15 protein-coding genes are annotated in these 21,762 nt (G+C 62.6%); 8 read left to right on the forward strand and 7 right to left on the reverse strand.

All coding sequences use genetic code 11. The features are described from left to right. Window positions 1-9: 9 nt before the first annotated feature. On the reverse strand, window positions 10-639 hold the full coding sequence (locus ACPQ6D_RS10650) for a DUF3226 domain-containing protein (RefSeq protein ID WP_423224303.1): 630 nt from the start codon (window positions 637-639) through the stop codon (window positions 10-12). A 1-nt stretch (window position 640) separates the two neighbouring features. Then, window positions 641-1,783 carry an AAA family ATPase gene (locus ACPQ6D_RS10655; RefSeq protein ID WP_423224304.1) on the reverse strand — a complete coding sequence of 381 codons (1,143 nt, stop codon included), beginning with the start codon at window positions 1,781-1,783 and terminating at the stop codon, window positions 641-643. A gap of 197 nt (window positions 1,784-1,980) precedes the next feature. On the opposite strand from ACPQ6D_RS10655, the gene ACPQ6D_RS10660 reads away from it, so the two are divergent. Further along, window positions 1,981-7,605 carry a hypothetical protein gene (locus ACPQ6D_RS10660; protein WP_423224305.1) on the forward strand — a complete coding sequence of 1,875 codons (5,625 nt, stop codon included), beginning with the start codon at window positions 1,981-1,983 and terminating at the stop codon, window positions 7,603-7,605. 83 nt (window positions 7,606-7,688) lie between these two features. Here the strand turns inward: ACPQ6D_RS10660 and ACPQ6D_RS10665 are convergent, their stop codons facing one another. From ACPQ6D_RS10665 to nadC, 4 genes are read right to left on the reverse strand one after another with little or no spacing between them, the layout of a single operon-like run. Then, entirely contained in the window at window positions 7,689-8,270 is a 582-nt protein-coding gene (locus ACPQ6D_RS10665; protein WP_423224306.1) for an MgtC/SapB family protein, read from the reverse strand. A gap of 2 nt (window positions 8,271-8,272) precedes the next feature. After that, entirely contained in the window at window positions 8,273-9,841 is a 1,569-nt protein-coding gene (gene nadB / locus ACPQ6D_RS10670) for an L-aspartate oxidase (RefSeq protein WP_423224307.1), read from the reverse strand. A 3-nt stretch (window positions 9,842-9,844) separates the two neighbouring features. Beyond that, a complete protein-coding gene (nadA, locus tag ACPQ6D_RS10675; protein WP_423224308.1) occupies window positions 9,845-10,921 on the reverse strand; it encodes a quinolinate synthase NadA in 1,077 nt (358 codons plus the stop codon). Beyond that, entirely contained in the window at window positions 10,918-11,790 is an 873-nt protein-coding gene (nadC, locus tag ACPQ6D_RS10680) for a carboxylating nicotinate-nucleotide diphosphorylase (protein ID WP_423224309.1), read from the reverse strand. The genes nadA and nadC overlap by 4 nt, the downstream gene beginning before the upstream one ends. A 157-nt stretch (window positions 11,791-11,947) precedes the next feature. Between nadC and ACPQ6D_RS10685 the strand changes: the two genes are divergently transcribed. The 5 genes from ACPQ6D_RS10685 to ACPQ6D_RS10705 are packed head-to-tail and all read left to right on the forward strand — an operon-like array spanning window position 11,948 to window position 14,083. Next, window positions 11,948-12,172: a DUF433 domain-containing protein gene (locus tag ACPQ6D_RS10685; RefSeq protein ID WP_423224310.1), complete on the forward strand. Its 225-nt coding sequence runs from the start codon at window positions 11,948-11,950 to the stop codon at window positions 12,170-12,172. Then, window positions 12,172-12,546 carry a DUF5615 family PIN-like protein gene (locus ACPQ6D_RS10690; RefSeq protein WP_423224311.1) on the forward strand — a complete coding sequence of 125 codons (375 nt, stop codon included), beginning with the start codon at window positions 12,172-12,174 and terminating at the stop codon, window positions 12,544-12,546. Before ACPQ6D_RS10685 ends, ACPQ6D_RS10690 begins: the two co-directional genes overlap by 1 nt. Before the next feature lie 27 nt (window positions 12,547-12,573). After that, window positions 12,574-13,047 carry a PaaI family thioesterase gene (locus ACPQ6D_RS10695; RefSeq protein ID WP_423224312.1) on the forward strand — a complete coding sequence of 158 codons (474 nt, stop codon included), beginning with the start codon at window positions 12,574-12,576 and terminating at the stop codon, window positions 13,045-13,047. A 12-nt stretch (window positions 13,048-13,059) separates the two neighbouring features. Beyond that, window positions 13,060-13,413, forward strand: a complete 354-nt coding sequence (locus tag ACPQ6D_RS10700) for a hypothetical protein (RefSeq protein WP_423224313.1) — start codon at window positions 13,060-13,062, stop codon at window positions 13,411-13,413. 28 nt (window positions 13,414-13,441) lie between these two features. Further along, window positions 13,442-14,083 (forward strand): nucleotidyl transferase AbiEii/AbiGii toxin family protein, encoded by a 642-nt coding sequence (locus tag ACPQ6D_RS10705; RefSeq protein WP_423224314.1) that lies wholly within the window; start codon window positions 13,442-13,444, stop codon window positions 14,081-14,083. A 2-nt stretch (window positions 14,084-14,085) separates the two neighbouring features. Here ACPQ6D_RS10705 and ACPQ6D_RS10710 read toward each other — a convergent pair whose 3' ends face one another. Further along, window positions 14,086-16,437: a M28 family metallopeptidase gene (locus ACPQ6D_RS10710; protein ID WP_423224315.1), complete on the reverse strand. Its 2,352-nt coding sequence runs from the start codon at window positions 16,435-16,437 to the stop codon at window positions 14,086-14,088. Between the two features lie 188 nt (window positions 16,438-16,625). Between ACPQ6D_RS10710 and ACPQ6D_RS10715 the strand changes: the two genes are divergently transcribed. Both ACPQ6D_RS10715 and ACPQ6D_RS10720 read left to right on the forward strand, forming a co-directional pair. Then, window positions 16,626-17,876 carry a PP2C family protein-serine/threonine phosphatase gene (locus tag ACPQ6D_RS10715; RefSeq protein WP_423224316.1) on the forward strand — a complete coding sequence of 417 codons (1,251 nt, stop codon included), beginning with the start codon at window positions 16,626-16,628 and terminating at the stop codon, window positions 17,874-17,876. A gap of 30 nt (window positions 17,877-17,906) precedes the next feature. Next, window positions 17,907-21,728, forward strand: coding sequence for a protein kinase domain-containing protein (locus tag ACPQ6D_RS10720; protein WP_423224317.1), 3,822 nt, complete (start codon window positions 17,907-17,909; stop codon window positions 21,726-21,728). Window positions 21,729-21,762 lie beyond the last annotated feature (34 nt).

Genomic DNA, 21,762 nt, shown 5'->3' on the forward strand with positions numbered 1-21,762 from the left:
GGTGTTGGCTCATGGGAAATATAACCGTTTCAGCCAGGACACCAGAATGTCAACCTGCGCAACGTCAGGATCGAGATACCGCGCCGTGATGGCTGTACCCAGAGGTTTGCCGGGTTCTACTTGCCAGGCCAGCCACGTGTGGATGATAGCCTTAGGTTCTGCAAGTTGCGTAAAACGTCTTTCGCCTTCCGGGATCGCCGCCACACTCGATAGGACATGCTTGAACAGGGGAGATTCTATCGGCACGAGAAACCGCAAGAAGTCCTCCAGGATGCCCGTAGTTTGGTTATCCGGCATGATCCAAATGCCCACGCGCGGCAGCAATTGATCGTCAGGTGGATCAAGAATGGTACCATCTGGTAATGGGTCCTCCGGCACACCTCGATACCCGACACTAATAAGCCGATTCCGCAGTGAGTGCCAACGTGAACTCAGGTCAATGTCAGCGTCAATGACCACTCCGACAATATCGCCATCCTCGCTTGCTCTCAGGCGAGTAGAAATACTATCCAGCAGTCGGTTGATGCCTTTGAGTGGTTTGATCTCATCAAGTTGCGGCACTCCTCGATTCCCGCACAAGTGCTTAAGGACGTGCTCATCGTCATCGCCCTCGACCAGAAGGATTCTCTTTGCAGCCATGTCAGCGCACCTCAATGCGGTCGCGAGTGGCAACAGCGAGTTCGTCTTCGCGGAACAGAGTCGGAATGATGTCTTCCCCTTTGCGCGATAGGCGAATTAGGACCCCTTCGTCTGGGTCTTCGCTTGCAGCCTTCTGGAACGCCTCAATGGCGTCCCAACTGTGAGAGGTAGCCACAACCTGTACATCAAGGCGTCGGGCAAGTCCGAACAAGGCTCGCCATACATCAAGCTGAATCGAATAGTGCATGCCATTTTCAAACTCGTCTATCAACAAGAGCCCGTCTTTGGCGTTGACCAGTGAGAGCACAATGCCAAAAAGACGGTTGAGACCGTCACCAAAGGAGCGGAGGTTTACGGGGCGTGGCATGCCCTTGGATCTAACGATTGCAGTACGTGGCTGCCGTGTCCCCTCTCCACCGACCATGGAAACGGCCGATATACCGGGTTCAATAATACGCAGCGCCCTGACAACATCTTCTTCGCGATCTGAAAGCGCGACCATGTCCCACAGAGGCCCCAGGGTAGCCGTCCGTTCGCCGCCGTAGGGGCTCACAAACACACATGACACTCGAGGTTCATTTTGGAACACTGACGTAGGTAGACGCCCGCGGTAGTATCGGCTCAAAGAGTCCAACGGCAGTAAACGCTGCACACCGCTCGCCTCCACCACCAAGGCCGGCAAAACCTCTCCCTCACCGAATAAGGTCTGTTGGCCGAAAAGGTTGAGTTGCTGAAGAATCCGTCTCCTCGATCCATCTGCTGCCCGTTCTTCAGAGAACCACCCGGCTTCCATAGTCAATCTCATTGGCCGTTGACCGCCATTCGCCGCGATCACCAACGGTTGAGGTTTGGTAGAAAACTCCGGAAAGCCGTGAAATAGGCTCGATAGTGCAAACAAACTGTCTGCGTCTGCTGGCCGCGGCGGGTCCTCCGTCTCTCTCAGATCCTCCTCTCGAAAGCGGATGATGTCATAGATAACAGAAGGCGACGCGTCGGAGGCCAGAATGCGAAGGGCTTCCAACACCGACGATTTCCCGGTATTGTTCCGCCCTGTGATCAGATTAACCCGTCCGAGGCCTTCGATCTTGAGATGCCGAAACGCTCGAAATCGCTCGATAGTCAAGGTCCCGATTCTTGGTTCCATAATACTACTCCTTAGAATGGTCCGCATGAGTCCAACTTAGTCTTTTCATTATACCCTCATCTCCAACGATGCCCCAAACAGCCCTGTCATGTGGCAAGGCGAGCGCAACCACTAGGCCTTTCCCAACGTCATGTTAGATGCGCCGCGCATGCAATGAGGCTGCGCGTCGGTTTGTCATGGAGCCCGGGAGGTTGACCATGAAACGCTCACTTTCGATCCCGCTCGTCGTCACATTGCTCCTCACATCGTTCCTGCTCATCAGCCGTTCGCACCCGACCGACGCCGCGTTGCCCTTGACCGACGCGCCTGCCGGATTCACGCCGGCAGCACAACCTGCCTGGCGCAGCGGCGGCCCTTTCGACGCGTATCAACAGCCCATTGCCATGGGCGACGTGGCCGCATCGCCGGCTTACGCCACGGATGGCACCCTGTTCGCCGCCGGGCAAAGCGGCGTCTATCGCACCACGGACCGCGGGACTTCCTGGCAGGTTGCCCTGCCGCTGCCAGCGCGTGACGACCATGCCCAGGCCACACATGTGCGCCTGTCGCCCGGCTATGCCACCGATGGCACTGTGTTTGCCACCTTTGTCAACGGCGCCACCTGGACCGCCGGCCTGGTCAAGTCCACCGACCGCGGCCAGACCTGGACCTTCGACACGAGCCAGGGCGAGATGCGTGCGCTGGCCCTGTCGCCCGCCTACCTGACCGACGCCACGCTGTGGACGGCCAGGGGCGATGAGGTCTTCAAGTCTACCGATGGCGGAGCCGCCTGGTCGGCCTACCGCCTGGCGCCGCCCGGTGACAGCTATGACGTCTTCAACCTGGCGGTTTCACCCGCGTTTGCCAGCGATCACACCCTGTTCGCCACCGGCTATGGCGCAACCCGCCGCAGCACCGATGGCGGATTGACTTGGGCCAGCGTGGGCGGTTATGCCCCAGGCTTTGGCGTTGTCGTGTCGCCGCTCTACGCTCAGGACGACACGGTCTGGACCACCTACCGTTTCATTGAGTCGCCTGGCGATGGTCGGCCGGAGAGCGCGGTGCAGCGCACCACCAACCGCGGCGGTTCGTGGGCGCTGACGGCGGCAGGCTTGCCCGGTGTGTATGAGCCGTTCCCGCGTGCGCTGGCCGTGTCGCCTGCGTACGCCAACGATCACACGCTCTTCACGGCGCTCAGCGGCCAGTTGGTTGCCGGCCTCTCCCGCAGCCTGTTTCGCAGCCTGGACGGCGGCAGCAGTTGGATTGACCTTGGCTCCGCGCCTGGAAATCCAGATGTCCATGCCCTGGCTGTTACTTCCACAGCACCGGATGGCTTGATGGCTCATGTCGCCACCTCGGCCGGCGTCTGGCACTACGGCGGGTTGTGCGAGGAGCGGCTGGTCAACGGCGGCTTCGAGTATGACGCGGCCTGGCGCTTTCCACTCACGCCCTATCCGGCTGCTTACAGCATGCGCGTCGTGCGCAGCGGTCAGCGCAGCGGCCGCAGCGGCATTGACCAGGGCCGCGATGTCTACAGCTACTCCAGCGCATCGCAGACCGTTGTTCTGCCGGCTGGCGCCGCCAACGTGACGCTGACCCTGTGGTGGTACCCGGTTTCGGCCGAGGTCAATCTGGAGACGCCTGGCGATGCTCCGACCCCTGGCGCTGCATCCCAGGCGTGGGAAAAACCCCTGGCCGGCGACCGCCAATACGTGCTGATTCTAGACAGCAGCGGCGCGATCCTGCGCACACTGCTGTGGACGCGCAGCAATGCTCGTAGCTGGCAGCGACTTGATGCTGACCTGAGCGAGTTTGCTGGCCGCACGGTGCAGGTGCACTTTGGCGCGTTCAACGACGGCGATGGCCGCAGCACGGCGATGTACGTGGATGACGCCTCGCTCATCGCGTGCGCGCCGGGCGCCAGCCGCAGCCGCAGCCGTTTGCCGTTCGCGCCCAAACAGTTTGTGCTCAACCCTGCGCCTACGGCTACCCCAACGCCGACCGTGCCGCCAGACCTCTTGCAGGCGCGATACTTACGCTCGTTGGCAGCCGCTCCTGGCGAGAATGGGCCGCTCTACGGTCTGACCAATGAAGGCTATCTGGTCAAGAGTATCAATCGCGGCGCGAACTGGAATTACCTGCCGCTGCCGGCGCTCATCAGCGGCGCACCGCTGCGCAGCCGCGGCTACATCGGCATGGACTACAATCACCCGCAGACGCTCTATATTGGCGCCAGCACTCAAGGGTTGTGGCGCAGCACCGACGCAGGCATGACCTGGGCCAAACGCAGCGACATTCAGGCCGGACCGGTCACCGTTAGCCTGGACAATCCAGATCAACTGTGGGCCGGCGTGCCCTGGTCGAGCATGCAAACAGCGCTCGTCACCAGCACCGACGGCGGCTTGACCTGGGCCGACGCAGGCATGGGTCTGAATGGCGACGTGACCAGCCCCATCTTGATTGACCCACAGGCGCACAATGTTATGTTCCTCATCACGAACACGGGGCCGCGCGGCGGCGCAACGCTCTATCGCGCCACGGCGGCCATGTGGGAGCCGCTGCCGACCGCGCCGCTCGGGTTCCCACTGAGCGGTGGGCCTGGCTTTGGCCTGATGCTCGATGGCGAGTCGCGCGGCCTGTACGTGGGCAACGATGATGTGCTCTTCGTCAGCCATAACGCCTATCTCCCAGACCGCAGCGCCATCACCTGGGATTTTGTGCACGATTTCGTCGCGCCCTTCCGCGCTTTGCCGATGGCCGTAGGCAGCGGGCCCAATGGCAATACGCTGTACGCCTCACTCTATGATTTTGTCACTGGCCGCGGGCGAACTCTGCGCAGCGACGATCACGGCGCCGTCTGGGCGCGGCTGGACATTCCGCCTTACCAGCAGCTGATTCTGCCCGACGGCCCGGCCGCGCGCGTCTTTGGTTATCCCTGGAGCAGCATTATCCAGGCCGATGTGCCGTCCAGCCCCAACCGCCTGCTCTATCGCTCCACCGATGCCGGCGCAATCTGGTCAGAGATGGGCGTGGCGCTGGCGGAACACACGATCAGCAGCGCCTTTCCAGACATTTTGTACGCGGGCGATGGCTATCCCTGTTACGCGGGCGGCGACCCCACACCCATGTGGCGCACGACCAACGGCGGCGTCGCCTGGTATCAACTGCTGAACGGCCTCAACCTGAAACCGCTGGCAGCCAATTCGCTGAATCAGCGTCTGTACGCGGCTGGCTGCGATGGGCCGTACCTGAGCACCAATGCCGGCGATACGTTTACGCATCAGCCGAGCCCGCTGTTTGGCCTGTATGATGTCAAAGTCATCGCGCCCGTAGAGCCGGCCTGGACCACCGTGTGGGTTGGCGGCGTGAGCGAGGGCGGCGGCGGCGCCGTGATCGTCAGCACCAACGGCGGCGCCACCTGGACGCAGTCCACACCGCCGGAGCTTGACATGGGTTGGTTCGGCGATCTGATGGTAGATCGTTGGTCGGCCGGCCATGTTCTGGCTGCAACCGCCAACGGCGTGTGGCGCACGACCAACAATGGAACAACCTGGAACACGTTGTCAACTGGCCTGAGCAGCCTGCTGCCAGGCGGACTGCTCTCTCTGGCCCAAATGCCAGCCGCCCCGTCACATCGCTATCTCCTCGGCTCAACGCATGGGCTATACGTCTTCATGCCCACGGCGGCCGAGTGGGTGCACGTGACCGGTACCCCGTTTGACGATTTGGCGGTGAGCGACCTCCTGGTGATGGACGGCGCACCCAACGACCTGTACGTGACGACCCCGGCGGGCGTCTTTATCTACGATCTGCACAGCCTACCCGCGCCCGTATCTACGCCGACTCCAACTCCGACACCAACGGCCTGCCCCACCGGCAGCGTTCCGGTGCCCGGCGGATGCGCGACGATTACGCCTACGCCCACGCGCACGCGCACGCCGACCCCGACGGCCGTACCCGCAACGGTCACGCGCACGCCCAGCGCGACCGCTACGCCTACACGCACGCGCACGCCGACCCCGACCGCTACGCCCACGCGCACGCCGACCCCGACTACGGCGCCTGCGACTGCTACGCCCACACGCACAGCCACGACGATACCCACGGCGACGCCTGGGCCGCAGCCAACGCCTTATTGGGCTGGCCGCCTGAATCTACCCGCGGGCGCGCACCCACACGGCTTGACTCTCAGCGCCGATGGTCTGCGCCTCTATGTGGCTTTTCACGGCAATGAGCACAGTGGGCGCACACTCGGCGTGGTCAACACATCGCCCTTGGCTTTGCAGGCCCAAATCAACCTGGCCAATGAGGCCACCGGGCCAAATGATGTGGCCCTTATCAACCAGGGAGGGCTGGTCGGCGTCACCAATCGCCAGACAAACAACATCAAGATCGTGGATGTCAATGCCAACACTGTCGTAAACACCCTGGCCACGGACCTGATGCCCAACGGCATCGTCGTGCAAGGCAACTACGGCTATGCCGCAAATTTTGGCAGCGATTCGGTAACGGTTTTTGACCCTGCAACCTTGAGCGTTGTCCGCACGCTGAATGATGTCGGAGATGAGCCGAGCCTGTTTGCTGCCGATCCGGTGACGGGGGATGTCTATCTTTCGGCCCACGGCGCCAATGAAATTGCACGCCTGCATGACGGTTTTACCGTGGGGCGCTACACTGGCGTCATCAGCCCCTACGGCCTGGCCTTTGATCCGATCAGCCGCTATCTGTTTGTGGCCAATCGCGGCAGCGCCCAGACGGTCACGGTGCTCGATACGCGGACCGCGGGCGTAATTGCCACGATTGGCACGGGCAAGGAGCCGTTCACCCTGGCGATCAATCCGGACAGCGGGCATCTTTTTGTCACGTGTGGCGATGAGGTGAAAGTGTACCGCACCGATGATTGGAGCCTGGTGACCAGCATTGCGGCGCCGGCTGGCGCGGAAGAAGGCATTGCTCTCGATTCGGCGCGCGACAAAGTCTACGTCGCCAGCGGCGATGGCGATGCCATCACCGTGATTCAGGATCAAGGCCCGGCGCAGGTGGTCTTTGCCAGCAATCGTGACGGCAACAGCGAAATCTATCGTATGCTGCCGGATGGCCGCGAACAACGGCGGTTGACTTTCACCGCTGCGGCTTTTGAAACCTCGCCGGTCGGCTCGCCCAATGGGCGCTGGATTGCGATGGTGCGCGCAGAAACGAATGCGCCTGGTCATCTGTGGCTCATGAGTCGCGACGGCCGGAACGCCCGCCAACTGACCTTTGGCGACGCCTCCGATCAGGATCCCACCTGGTCGGCGGACAGCAGCCGTGTGGCGTTTAGCAGCGAACGCGATGGCAATTGGGAAATCTACACGGTGCGCGTGGCGGATGGCGTCGTGACCAGACTGACCAACAACCCGGCGGCCGACCTCAGCCCCGACTGGTCGCACCTCAACGGCCGCTTGGCGTTTCAATCGAATCGCGGCGGCGTCAATCCAGAAATCTACACAATGGCAGCCGATGGCAGCGATGTCCGGCGCCTCACGACCAATCTCAACGGCGACGCCGACCCCAGCTGGTCCCCGTCGGCCGATCGTTTGGTGTTCTGGGGCACACGGGAGCAGCAGGCGCTCTACACGATGCGGGCCGATGGCAGCAACATCGTCTTGCTGGCGCCGCAGGCGCTGCGGCCGAATGCGCCAGCCTGGGGCTTTGTCGGCGAAACGATCGTCTTCAGCGGTTACCGGGCGGGCAGCGGCTACAGCGAGGTGTTTCGCATCGAAGCCAACGGCAGCGGCCTGGCGCTGCTGACATTCAACGAGGTGGATTTCGACTACGCGCCGAACTGGTTGCCGGGCTGGTAGATCAGAGACCGGAGATCGGAGATCGGAGATCGGAGATCGGAGACTTCCGAAGTCTACACGACTTCGGAAGTCTTCTTGTTCTGCTAAGGATGGCGGTCGGCCTCGCCTAGCTCATCATCCTCTTCGTCCTCTTCGTGCCACGCCCACGGGCTGCCCGCGGGCAGCTTACCATTCTTTCTATTCAGGAGGCGCAGGCGCTGGCGTTCTTTGGCTCGCTCTTCCAGGTGAAAACTGACGGGCGCCAAAGCCACCAGGCTGACAATGGTCAGCACGGTGGTGAAGATAGCCAGGGCAAACGCGCCCACGCCTACCGCCATGCCGACCGCGGCTACCAGCCAGATCGTGGCTGCGGTGGTGAGGCCGCGAATGCTGCTCTTCGTTTGTAGCAGTGCGCCCGCGCCCAGGAAACCGACGCCGGTGACGATCTGCGCGGCGACGCGCGCGGTGTCTCGCGTGGTGCCTTCCATCGGAAAACCGTCCACCGACAGAATCGTGAAGAGGCACGACGCCAGGGAGATCACCATGTTGGTGCGCAGCCCGGCCGGATGCCGATTCCAGATGCGTTCCAGCCCAATCAGGCTGCCGAGCAAGGCAGCCAGCGTGACCTTGAACGCCACAGGACCCAGGCTGCTGAACTGCGCCGCAAAACCAAGATGTGGGTTCATGCTTATTCCCGGTAATGAGCGCCCATGCTGCGTTTGTTCTGCCAGGCGGCCGAGGCGACGAGAATGGCGGTGCGCACGGCATTGCGCAGGCCGATCAAGCCGTCGGTCAGACGCGAGGTGCGATAGAAGCTCTCGATCTCGGTCTCCAGGTGATACAACTCGCTCAGCGCGCGGTCGAGCCGCCGCGTGGTGCGCGCCAGTCCCACGTAATTCCACATCATATGCTTGATTGCGCTCATATCCTGGCTGATCAGCGCCGGGTCAGGCTCGTCCAGGCCATCGTCCCGCCAGGGCGGGATGTCGTCTCCGGGGATGAGCAGGCCCGCAGGGAGGTGCGCAGCAATGTGACGCGCAGCCCGGCTGCCCCACACAAGCCCTTCCAGCAGCGAGGTGCTGGCCAGCCGGTTCGCGCCATGCACTCCCGTGCACGATACCTCGCCCACGGCGTAGAGGTGACGGATGGTGGTCTTGCCCCATTCGTCCACCCACACGCCGCCGCACTGGTAGTGCGCAGCCGGCACCACCGGCACCAGGTCCGTGGCAATGTCCACGCCATAGGGCAACAGGCTCTCGCGAATGGTGGGGAAATGCTCCATAATCTGCGGCCGGCCGATGTACGAGCGCAGATCGAGGTAGACGTGCGTCACATCACGCGCCAACATTTCCTGGTGGATGCTGCGCGCCACGACGTCACGCGGGGCCAAATCCTTCCACTCTGGCGCGTAGCGCTGCATGAACGGCTCGCCGTTGGCGTCCACCAGCCGCGCGCCTGCGCCTCGCACCGCTTCCGAAATCAACAAATTGGGCGCGGCCACGTCATAGAACGTTGTCGGGTGAAACTGGACGAACTCCATGTTGATCACCCGCGCCTGCGCGCGCTGGGCCATCGCCACGCCGTCTCCGCGCGCGCCAGCGGGGTTCGTGGTGCGCAGGAAAATCTGGCCCAGGCCGCCGGTTGCCAGGATGGTTTCCCGCGCCAGGCAGCGCTTGACCTGGCCGGTCGCCTGCTCGAAGAGATACGCGCCCACGCAGGCGCGGCGTTCATAAAGCGCGAGGCGGTTCAGCGAATGGTGGGAAGGCGTCAACAAGTCCACGGCCGTATGGCCGGTCAGCATCGTCACCCGTGGATGGGCAGCCAGCGCCTGCATCAATGCCAGCTCAATCGCTTTGCCGGTGTGATCGGCCACGTGCAGGATGCGCGGCATAGAATGACCGCCTTCCAGCGCCAGCGACAGCGCGCCGTTCTCCTGGCGGTCGAACTGTACACCCACCCGTTCCAGCAAGACGCGCTTGAGGATGGGCGGCCCTTCCGCGGCCAGGAGCTGCGCCGCCTTGGGGTAACTGTGCCCGGCGCCGGCGCGTAGGATATCGGCCGCCAGATTTTCAGGCGCATCGTGTTCGCCCTGGTAGATGATGCCGCCCTGCGCCCAAAGCGTGTTCGAGTCTTCAGGCTGCGCCGCGCGCGTCACCACCATCACACCCACGCCGGCATCGGCCAGTTCCAGGGCGGCCGTGGCGCCGGCAATACCACTGCCAAGAATCAGAACGTCGGTTTCCAGGTATTCGCTCATGGTTTATCCAATCGCAATCATCCGCTGTACAGCCTGGGCGGCGCGCACACGGATCTCTTCAGGCACGTCAATCACGTACTGGACATCGCGCAGCGCATCGCGGGTCATCTGCAGCGAGATTTGGTTCATGTGGGGACAGCGCACCATGCACAGCCGCAGCATCTCCTTGTCGGGATTGGCCGCGGCCACATTTTCGCCCATGGAGCACTCGGTGAGCAGGAGATAGCGCGGGGCCTTGGTGCGCTCGACGTAACGAATCATGGCATTGGTGCTGCCAGAAAAATCAGAGGCCGCGACTACCTCGGGACTACATTCTGGGTGCGCCAGGATGACCACATCGGGGAACTGGGCGCGCACCGTGTTGATATCGCCCACGGTGAACTGTTCGTGCACTTCGCAGCGGCCGTTCCAGCCGACCATCTGGAAATCCACGTCTGTATCTTGGAACGTGATGCTGCCGGTGGGAAGCCGTGTGGGCACGATGATGTGCTTGCCCGTGTCGCGCGCCACGTTGCGGGCCAGGTATTCATCGGGCAGGAAGATGACTGTGTCCACGCCCAGCGACGCGACGACGGCAGCGGCGTTGCCCGAGGTGCAGCAGATGTCGCTTTCGGCCTTGACATCGGCATAGGTATTGACATAGGTCACTACCGGCACGCCAGGGAAGCGCGCCCTGAGCGCGCGCACATCCGCCGCCGTGATGCTGGCCGCCAGCGAGCAGCCGGCCTTGAGCGAGGGAATCAGCACGGTGCGCGTGGGGTTGAGGATTTTGGCCGTCTCGGCCATGAACTTGACGCCGCAGAAAACAATCATATCCTTGTCGGTCTGCGCGGCCTTCCGGCTCAGATCCAGCGAATCGCCCACGAAGTCAGGCACCGAATGAAACAGCGCCGGCTCCATGTAGTTGTGTCCCAGGATGACGGCGTTGCGCGCCTGCTTGAGCTGATTGATCTCATAGGCCAGCTCTGCTTGCAGGCGCAGCTCGAACGCCGGCGTGTAGTCGCCGATTTTGGCCTGTAGATCCGCAAAAATATCGTCCACCGTCATGCGGGAGCGATCAACACTCTGTAACGTGGTCATGTGCGACTCCTCAAATCCAGGCTAATATCGAGGGCTTTGACCGAATGGGTCAACGCGCCAGCGGAGATGAAATCCACACCCGTGGCCGCAATGGCTGCCACCGTGTTTAGGTTCACATTGCCCGACGCCTCCAGGGGGATGCGACCGGCCGTCATGCGCACGGCGTCGGTCATTTGCGCCAGAGACATGTTGTCCAGCATGATGCGATCTACGGGCTGCTGCAGCGCGTCGCGGAGCTGTTCCAGGTTCGTCACTTCCACTTCGATGGGCCGCTGGCGCGGGTCGCCCTGGCGCACGCGCTGCACGGCCGCGGCCAGGCTGCCCACCGCGGCAAGGTGATTATCCTTGATCATCGCCATATCGTAGAGGCCAAAACGGTGATTCTGCCCGCCGCCCAACCGCACCGCCCATTTGTCCAGCACGCGCAGTCCAGGCGCGGTCTTGCGCGTATCGAGAATGACGGCGTGCGTGCCCTGCACGGCATCCACATAGCGCCGTGTGAGGGTGGCAATGCCCGACATGCGCTGCAAGAAGTTCAGCGCCACGCGTTCGCCGGTCAGGATGGCGCGGCCGGGCCCATGAATCGTGGCCATGACCTGGCGCGCGGCGACGCGCTCGCCATCGGCCGCCAGGGGCGTCACCTGCACTTGGTCGCTCAGTTGCCGGAAGACCTGGGCCACCACGGCGAGTCCGGCCGCCACGCCCGCCTCCTTGGCGATGAAATCCCCATCCACCATCGCGGTTTCGGGGATCGTCAGCAGCGTGGTCACATCACCATCGCCGATGTCCTCGGCCAGGGCGTTGGCAATGATCTGGCCGATCTGCGCCTGCACCGCGTCTGATGTGTAATCGAAAGGTTCGCGTGTCATTGATCGTGCTTCTCCCTCGTGTTCTGCGCCGGGCTAACGGCCAGTTTACCACCGTTCCGCCCGCAAGGCCAAAGTCACGCGTCCCACGCTATTGACGTAGTCGCCCATTTCAGGGTAAAATAGTGTTCAGTTGGAAAACCGCGAACCGGAGGGCATCATGAAATTAGACCGCATCACAATCAGTCCGTCCCGCATGAACGGACAGCCCTGTATTCGTAACATGCGCCTGACGGTGCGACGCGTCCTTGAGGCCTTAGCCGTCTACACTGATCGTTCCGAACTACGTCAAGAATACCCCGAACTCGATGACGAAGATATACGCCAGGCGCTCGTCTATGCCGCGACCCATTTGGAAGACCGCATTGTGGAACTTGCTGCATAATGAAACTGCTGTTAGATCAAGGCTTACCGCGTTCAAGTGCGTCTTTGTTGCGCCAAGCCGGCATTGACGCGATTCACGTCGGCGAGATCGGATATGCAACTGCCACAGATGCGAGTATTCTCGAACGAGGCCGGCAAGAAAAACGTGTCGTCGTCACACTTGATGCCGATTTTCATGCCCAGCTTGCCTTGTCAGACGCAGTTTACCCTTCAGTGATCCGCATTCGAATCGAGGGGTTACGAGGACAGGCTTTGGCTGCATTACTTGAAAGGCTTGTACGTGATTGGGATGAAGAACTTGAACTTGGAGCAGTCTTGACTGTTCAGGATAATCGCGTTCGCATGCGTCGTTTGCCGCTCCTAACACAAGACTGACATACAGGCCTATCGATGAAGCAACTCATGCCAGACAAAGCCTTTCAAGATTACTATCCTGACCACACCAGCTACTGCTACGGCTGCGGGCGGCTGAACAAGACCGGCCTGCAGATCAAAAGCTACTGGGATGGCGATGAAACGGTGTGTACGTTCCAACCGCGACCGGAGCACACGGCCGTGCCCGGATACGTCTATGGCGGCCTGTTGGCCTCGTTGGTGGACTGCCACGCCACCGGTACCGCGGCCGCCGCGGCGTACCGCGCGGCGGGGCGCGCCATGGACACCGAGCCAGCCTTTCGTTACGTCACCGGCTCGCTGCACGTGGATTACCTGCGTCCCACGCCCCTGGCTGGCCCATTGACCCTGCGCGCGCAGGTCAAGGAAATCAAGGGGCGCAAGACCGTCGTCAGCGTCCAACTGTACGCGGCCGGCCAACTGTGCGTGCGCGGCGAAGTGGTCGCCGTGCAGATGCCCGACGAAATGGCGAGCGCAGGTTGAGGGATGGTAACCATGGCGCCTTCGGCAGAAGAACCACAGCGTATGGATGAGCGATTCACATCACGACGCCAGCGCCCTCCCTACCTCTGGGATCACAACATTACCTTTGAGGAATTTCAGGGCATTCTCAATGGCACGTTTGAATTTGGGCGTCTGAACCGCGATTGGGCCGCTGTACGTTTAATCGAATATGCCTCATATGATGAGATGATTCACCTACTTGGCTACAAGGCGATCGTTGAAGGATGGCCACGGTGGCGCGCCAACGTACGTATGGCAGAAGTCCAGCGCGGGCTCGATTTCCTGGTGGAGTGGCTTTCCCAACGCCATCCGGAGTTGCTGAATGACAACAGATTCACGAACTAATCGGATTGCTGCCAGTCACGAGTTTTTCTTGACGAAACTCTATCCTATGCAGGATGAGGTGCTTCATATAATCGCCCAGCAACAGACGGGTTTTTACTTGACTGGCGGTACCGCGTTGTCACGTGGTTACTTGGATCATCGCTTTTCAGAAGATCTTGATCTCTTCACGAACCTCAGTCCCAACTTTTCTCATTGGTGCAGCCTCATTGTTGCGGTTCTCAATGCAGTGCCACAGTGGCATGTGGACGTGCAACGGCGCGGTCAGTATTTCTTGCGCCTTTTCGTTAGCCGAGGTGATGTGACGCTGAAGGTCGAGTGTGTCAATGACGTGCCTTCCCACATCGGTGATTTGCATCAGCATGCGGTTTTGGGCTTGCTTGACAGCCCGGAGAACATCTTGGCCAACAAAGTAACAGCCCTGATGGACCGAGATGAGCCACGCGACATCGCTGACGTTTGGGGCTTGTGCACACATTTGGGATTGTCACTGGTAACGGCAATTACCGACGCGAAGAGTAAGGCCGCTGGCCAATACCCTGCCGATGTCGCACGCCGTCTCTGTCAAGTCACGCGTCGAGATTGGCAGGATGTGATGTGGAAGTCCCCGCCTGATCCCGATGAATACCTGGCTGAGGTAATCCGTTTAGGTGAAAGCCTGATCTTGATCTAGAGTCACATAATCAGCGGCAGGAATTGACGCGGCGGCAGTGCGAGCGGGGTTTCTGTGGGCGTCGGCGTCGGGGTCGCCTCACCCGGCGTAGGTGTTGGGGTCTCCGTGAGCGCCGACGTTTCGGTCGCTGTCGGCGTCGGTGTGGCTGTCGGCATCTCTGTGGCCGTGGGCGTCGGGGTAGGTGTGTCACTTGCTGTGGGCGTCGGGGTAGGTGTGTCGCTTGCCGTGGGCGTCGGGGTAGGGCCGCCGCTCGGCGTTGACGTCGGGGTCGGCGTGCTGCTCGGTGTCGCCGTCGGCGTGGGTGTAGCTGTCGGCGTCAGCGTCGGCGTTGCGGTTGGCGTCAGGGTCGGCGTGGGCGTGGGTGCGCAGGCCAGCAGGGCGGCCTCGTCCAGGTAATTCCAGGTGAGATTGCCGCTGCCATTGTTGTAAACGTTGAAGTAAAGCACCAGTGTGCGGTTGCGGTACGCGGTCAGGTCGAAGGTCTTCTCCTGCCATTGGTCATTGCCCGCGGCAGAACTGCGCTCGATGGTGGCAACCAGGCCGTAGCTGGTGTTGAGCAGGAGCACTTCGCGGTAATCAGCCGATTCGCCGCCGCCGGGGCGCTGCCAAAAGCGCAGGAAGACGCCGGTGGGCCAGGCTGGAATCACCACGGTCTGATAGGCCGATGAGTGCGCGGCGGCGTTAGCGGTCCCAGGAGCAATCCCCAGGCGCAGGGCGCGGCTGCCGCTGTAAACCGGCGCGCTGACGTAGGCCGCGGGCCGCGCGGTGGCGCCAAAGGTCCAGCCGCTGCTGGCCTCGAAGTCGCCGTTGACTAGCAAATTGGTGCAGCCGCCGGGAATGGGCGTCGTGGTCGGCGTCGCCGTCGGCGTCAGCGTGCGCGTGGGGGTTGGCGTCAGGGTGCGCGTGGCCGTGGGCGTGGACGTGGGGCCGCTGATGATGCCGGCCAATTCGGCCAGCGAGGCCAGCGCGGTGCGTGCGTAGCGCAGCACGTAATCCAAATCCACCCGGCTCAGGGTGTCGCCGGTGTTGTGATACCAGGGGTTGCGATCCCGTGGGCGGCTGTCATCGAAGAAGTTCTCAATCGCCAGGTACGCAGCATAGCCCTTGTCCCAAAACGACGAATGATCCGAAAACCGGCTGGCGCTGGTCGTTTTGAGTTCCACGGTCAGACCCTGGCCGTAGCGAGTGTTGGCTGAGATGAATGCGTTGGCCAGGTTGATGGAACTGCTGCCGGTGCCGCTGTGCAGTTCGATGACGCGGTCGTCATTGCCATCATAGCCGATCATATCCAGGTCGAGATAGCCCATGACCTGCGCGCCGGCGCTGCGCAGCGCCGCGGCGTAGACCAGACTGCCCCAATGCCCCTGCTCCTCGCCCGAAAAGTGAACGAAGCGAATGGTGTCGCTGAACTGATAGCCGCGCAGGAGATTCGCCAGCGCCAGCGTAGCCGCGCTGCCCGAACCATTGTCATCCGCGCCCGGCGCGGTGGTATAGGGAATCTCAGAGATGCTGTCAAAATGCCCACCCACCAGCCATAGGCGCTCCGGATGCGTGACGCCGCGGAGATCGGCAATGACGTTGCGGCCGCTGTAGGAACCGTAAGTCCAACTGGCATAGCTGGCAGGCAGCCCCATTTGCTGGTAGGCCTGCAGCAGATAGGCTTCCGCGTCGCGGATGCGGCTGGCGAAAGTGTAGCGCGTGGTCAACGTCACGCTGCTGCCGCCAATCGCAACCGGCCGCACGCCGCTGAGGTCTGCAATGCGGTTTGACAGCGCCGCGCTGGTCAGTTGATTCAGCAAGGCCACGATGACCGGGTCGGCGCTGGCCGGCGGTACGAAAGGCGCCGCGGATTCCTCGCTCAGCAGCGCGGAATTTGGCACCAACGCGATGGCCACGCCCCGGCTGGGCAGCATCTCCACAAACGCCTGTTCGGACGTAAGCGGCACGGCCACCAACAGGTCGAGCGCGTCCTGGTAAAGGATGCTTCCCAAGCTTGCCGCCAGCGGCGCGGCGTCTGGCGCCTGCGCATCCACCAGGTAGTAGACCTGACCACCGGTGTCGGCCGCGAGCAGATCGAAGGCAAGTCCCGCGGCCTGCAGAGCGGCTGCGGCTGTGGACGGGCCGCTGGCGAGAATGGAGTCGTCGGCCAGTCGCGTATGTGCGACGACGCCGGCCGCCGCCAGTGCGAATTGCTGAGCAGGGGCGGTCTTGATGTGAAAGAGCTGAGGGCCAAGCGCGCCGTCCAGCCGTGCGTTTGCCGCCAGCGCGGGCAGCCGGGGCAGGCACGCCGTTCCCAGAAGGATGACAATCAAGGCCAATGCAGTCCAGCGCGGCCCGGTCAGGTTGTGTTTCATCAAAAGGTCCTCCCGCTATGTGCTCACGCGGCCGGCCTAACTTGCCGGAAGCAGGGGTCTTGGAGTATAGTTGGTTGCAGGAACCACCGCGGCTCATCTGCTGCATGCAGAGCCAGGCCATTCCAAAGCAATAGACGTTCCAATCGCCTGAAGGCAACGCTTGCAGACCAAGCGCAGTGGGAGGAACGATGAGTCAGCCATCTGCAGAACGCCTGGCGCTGCTCTATCGGATTGCGCAGGTGTTCAGTTCATCTCTCGACATGGCCGAAGTGCTCAACCGCGTGATGGATGAGGTGGTTGCGGCTGTCCACGCGGAGCGCGGCTTCCTCATGCTCTACGACGCGCCACAACGGCTGACCTTCCGTTCCGCGCGCGGCCTGGATCAGCAGACCATCGAAGCGCCAGAGTTTCAGGTCTCGCGCAGTGTGGTTGAGCGCGTCGGCCGTGACGGCGTCCCCCTACTCACCAGCAACGCGCAGAGCGACGCCTGGCTCGGCGGCCGCGCCAGCATTATCGGTCTGGGATTGCGCTCGATTCTGTGCGTGCCACTGCAGATCAAGCACACCACGTTGGGCGTGATTTATGTGGATAACCACCTGCAAGCGGGTATCTTCAGCCGCGATGACCTTGATCTCCTGGTTTCCATCGCCGCCAGCGCCGCCATTGCCATCGAGAACGCGCGGCTCTACCAGGTGGCGGTGGAAAAGGGACGCCTGGAGCGCGAGCTGCAGGTGGCGCGCGAGGTGCAGCGCAGCCTGCTGCCGCAGCAAACCCCGTCCCTGCCCGGCTTTGAGATCGGCGCCTGGTGGCTGCCGGCGCGCGAGGTCAGCGGCGACTACTACGACTACCTGAAAACCGACTCAGAACGCCTGGCCGTCGTCATTGCCGACGTCTCCGATAAGGGAATGCCCGCGGCGCTGCTGATGGCGCTGACGCGCAGCACCGTGCGCGCGTGTCTCTCCGGCGCAGGCAGCCTGGCCGAAAGGATTGCCAACGTCAATCGCCTGCTGGCGGCTGACGCCGCCAATGGCATGTTCGTTACTCTGTTTTGCGCGGAGATGGATTCCAACGGCGCGGTGACCTATGTCAATGCCGGCCACAATCCGCCGATCCTGGTCACAGCGGAGGGGCTGGTTGAACTGCGCCGCACCGGGGCCGCTTTGGGGCTGTTTGAAGATGCCGCCTACACGCAGCGCCAGGTGAGCCTGGCGCCAGGCGATTTCATCGTCTTCTACACAGATGGCGCCACCGACGCGATGAATGCGGAGGGCGCCGAATTTGGCAAGGAACGGCTGTCCACCTTCATCCACGACCAGCGCCGGGCCGCCGCGCCTGCGTTGGCCGCGACGTTGGCCGCAGCGTTGCAGGAATTCACGGGAGATGCGCCAGCTGCGGATGATATCACTTTAGTCATTGTGCGCCGCACACCGGCGAGTTGACGCGCTGATCCGTTCGGCCAGGGAGAGCTTATGCTGGCAACCACTCTCAACGACCGCTACCGCCTTGTGTCTGAGTTGGGACAGGGCGGCATGGGCGCCGTCTACCGGGCTTACGACACATTCCTTGAGCGCGAGGTCGCGGTCAAGATCCTGTCGGCCGCCAACCTGGGCACGGAGGGCCGTGCGCGTTTGATTCAAGAAGCGCGCGCGACGGCGCAGCTCAATCACCCCAACATCGTGACCATTTTTGACGCCGGCGAAGCCAACGGTGCACCGTTCATCGTCATGGAATATATTCAAGGCGTTTCTTTGCACGAACAGCCGCCAGCCTCCACGGCCGAGGCGGTCTCGGCTGCCGTGCAAGTGTGTGAAGCGTTGGCGCATGCTCATGCGCATGGCTTGATCCATCGCGATCTCAAACCGGAAAACGTGCTCCTGACCAGCAGCGGGGTGATCAAGTTGGTGGACTTTGGCCTGGCGCACAGCATGGCCTCGCGGCTGACGGCCGAAGGCGCGCTGGTGGGCACCGTCTTTTACCTGGCGCCGGAGCAAGCCTTGGGACAACCGCTGGATGGCCGGACTGACCTCTATGCACTCGGCGTCATGCTGTACGAATGGGTGGCGGGGCGCTTGCCCTTCAGCGGCGATGACGCCCTGGCGGTCGTTTCACAGCATCTGCACGCGCCCGTGGTGCCGCCCAGCACCTACAACGCGTCTGTGTCGCCGGGCTTGGATGCCCTGATCGTGCAGTTGATGAGCAAGGACCCGCATCAGCGCCCCGCCAATGCCACGGCTGCGCGTCAGGCCCTGGAACAGCTTGATCTACAGGCCGCGCCAGGCGGCGAACCAGCGGTCGAGTTGTCTACGCTCAACCAACTGGTGCTAGGGCGCCTGGTGGGCCGCGCGCGTGAACTGCACGATGCGAAGTTGATTTGGCAGCGCACGATGGCAGGGCAGGGCGCAGAGCCAGTGCTGCTGCTGAGCGGTGAACCCGGCATTGGCAAGACGCGGCTGGCGCGTGAACTAGCCACCTACGCCGAAGTGACCGGCGGCGTGGTGCTGACCGGCGAATGTTATGCCGAAGGGACGGCGCCCTACACGCCGATAGCACGCATCATTCGTGCCGGTTTGGCGCTCATGCGGCAATCGAGCCAAACGACCGCCGCCAGCGGCCGCGCTGCGGACCTGCTGCCTGCATTGGTGTTGGCCGATCTGCTCACACTGGCGCCTGACCTGCGCGCAAGCTACCCAGAGATTGCCGCCAATCCGCCGCTCGATCCTCAGGGCGAACAGCAACGACTGTTCGAAAGCGTTGTCGCGCTGTGCGCTGCGCTGAGCCAACGCGGGCCGCTGCTCCTCATCATCGAAGATGGTCATTGGGCCGATGGCGGCAGCTTGTTCCTGCTGCGCCACCTGGCGCGACGCGCGCGGTCGCTCAGGCTGTTGATACTGCTTACTTACCGCGAAGAAGCTATTGCCGAGACATGCTGTCTGGATGGCGTGCTGCTGGATTTGGCGCGCGAGCGGCTGGCGACGCGCATCAAGTTGAGCCGCTTGACGCGTGACCAGACGGCTGATCTGCTGCACGTGATGTTTGGGGGCGACGTTTCAGCCTCATTCCTCGACGACCTCTTCAACGAGACTGAGGGCAATCCCTTCTTCATCGAAGAGGTGTGCAAGAGCCTGGTGGAAGAGGGCAAGTTGATCTGCGACGCCGGACGCTGGCGGCGCAATACGGACGAAGCGCTGCATATTCCGCAAAATGTGCGCATGGCCGTGCAGGCCCGTTTACGCAATCTGCCCGCGGCCACGCAGGACATCCTGCTGCTGGCATCCATTATTGGCCGCGAGTTCGCCTTCGACACGCTGCGCGCGGCCAGCGAAGCGAATGAGGATGCGTTGATCGAGGCCCTGGAACAGGCCGTGCGCGCCCAATTGATCGAAGAGGTGCGCAGTCAACGCCGCCGCGAGGCCGCGCGCGAGGTTTTTGTCTTTGCTCATGCCTTCATCCCGTTGACGTTGCGCGAAAGCATCAGCAGCCTGCGCCGTCACCGTTTGCACCGACGTGTGGCCGCGGCCATTGAAACACTGCGACCGGACGACTTCGAGGCGCTGGCTTACCACTATGAACAGGGCGGTGATGAAGCGCACGCCCTGGCGAACTATGTGCGCGCAGCCGACCGCGCCACCCGCGTGTATGCCAACGAAGAGGCCGCGCGGTTCTACACGGAAGCCCTGCACCTGCTGCCGGAGGTAGATGTGCAGCGTTTCGATGTCCTCAAGGCGCGCGCCCAGGTTTACAATGTGATGGCGCGGCCGGATGCGCAGGCGCAGGATGTCCAGGCGATGTTGGCCCTGGTGGAGCATCTGCATGACGAAGCCCGGCTGTGCGACGCGCTGCTGGCCGAGGCCGACTACAGCCTGCAGATCAATCTACGCGAAGTGCGCGAACCGGCCACGCGCGCGCTGCAGATTGCCCAACGTTTGGGCGATCCGCAGCGCGAAGGCCACGCGCTGGCATGCCTCAGTTTTGACAGCCGGATGACCGATCTTGAGCAGGGACGCCAGGAGCTGGAGATGGCTGTAGCCCGCTTCCGTGAAGCAGGACGGCTCGACAAGGTTGCCCAATGCCTGCACAACCTGGCAATGACCTTCATCAACCTGCGCGATCTGGCCGCGGCCGAACGCACGGCGGAAGAAGCCCTGGCGGTCAGCCGCCAGGTTAACGATCGCTGGCAAGAGGCGATCAGCGTACGCCGCCTGGCCGCGGTGTACAACTACCAGCGGCGTTACGACGAAGCCTTGCGCCTGACGGAGGAGGCGCTCAGGCTGCACCGCGCACTGGGTGATCGCACGAGCGAGAGTTACGCCCTGGGCAACCTGGGCGAAATTCTCTGCCACCTGCGCCGACCTGACGATGTCGAGCACTACCTGCGCCAGGCGTTAGAGGTGGCCGACGCCATCGGCACCAGCATGGCGATCAACACGGCGGTGACGCAGTGGATGTGGTTTTACTACCTGCCGGGCGCCCGTTACGAGGCTGGCCTGAACTTCATCAGCGAACGGATCAAGGTTGCCAGGCAGCTGCACAACGACATGTTGCACGTGCTGTGCCTGAAATATCAAGAACTGCTGCTGATTTTTCTTGGGGCGTTTGAAGCCGCGTTGCAGACGAACGAACGCAGGATGCAGATGTCGGAAGCCCTGTACCCCGGGCTTTACCGGTACGAACACCTGGCCAGCCGGGCGCTGATACGCGGGGAGTTAGGCGAGGTGGAGCAGGCTGACGCGCTCATGGCGCAGGCCCAAGGGCTGCTGGCCGCCGACGGTCGTCAAGATGCAGGCGCCGCTCTGGGTGCCCTGCGCGCACGGCTTGGCTGGCGCGCCGGCGATCCAGGGCGGATCGCCGCGGCATTGAGCGATGCGCGCGCGGCCCTGGTGCAGCTGCCGGCCGCCGTGGATGACCTGGGGTACATGATGGCGATTCACGCGGCCGCCGAGCTGCATCTGCTGGCCGGCCAGCTCGATGAAGCCTGGCGCGACGCGCAGCAGGCGCTGAAAACGCTCGAAGCGGCGCCCTCGCTGATGTGGCAAGAAGCCGTGCTTTTCACCTGCAGCCGCGTGGCGCAGGCGCAAGGCAACATGGCGGCTGCGCAGGACTATCTGCAGTGCGCCTACGAGCGCTGCCAGACCGTGGCCGCGGAGACGCAGTCTCCGGCCCTGCGCCAATCCTGGCTCAACGCGCCGACCCAGCGAGCCATCGCCGCGGCCCATCTGATCAGTATGTCAGCAACAACCGATCAGCCACCATCTCCCTTTCTAGCGTCAGGCCATTCATCTGGAAACGCTTGAGCATCGAAGGTCCGCAGTTCACGAACACCTCCCC

It is taken from the genome of Candidatus Amarolinea aalborgensis, from assembly GCF_900491745.1.
GTDB classification, from domain to species: Bacteria; Chloroflexota; Anaerolineae; order SSC4; family Amarolineaceae; genus Amarolinea; species Amarolinea aalborgensis.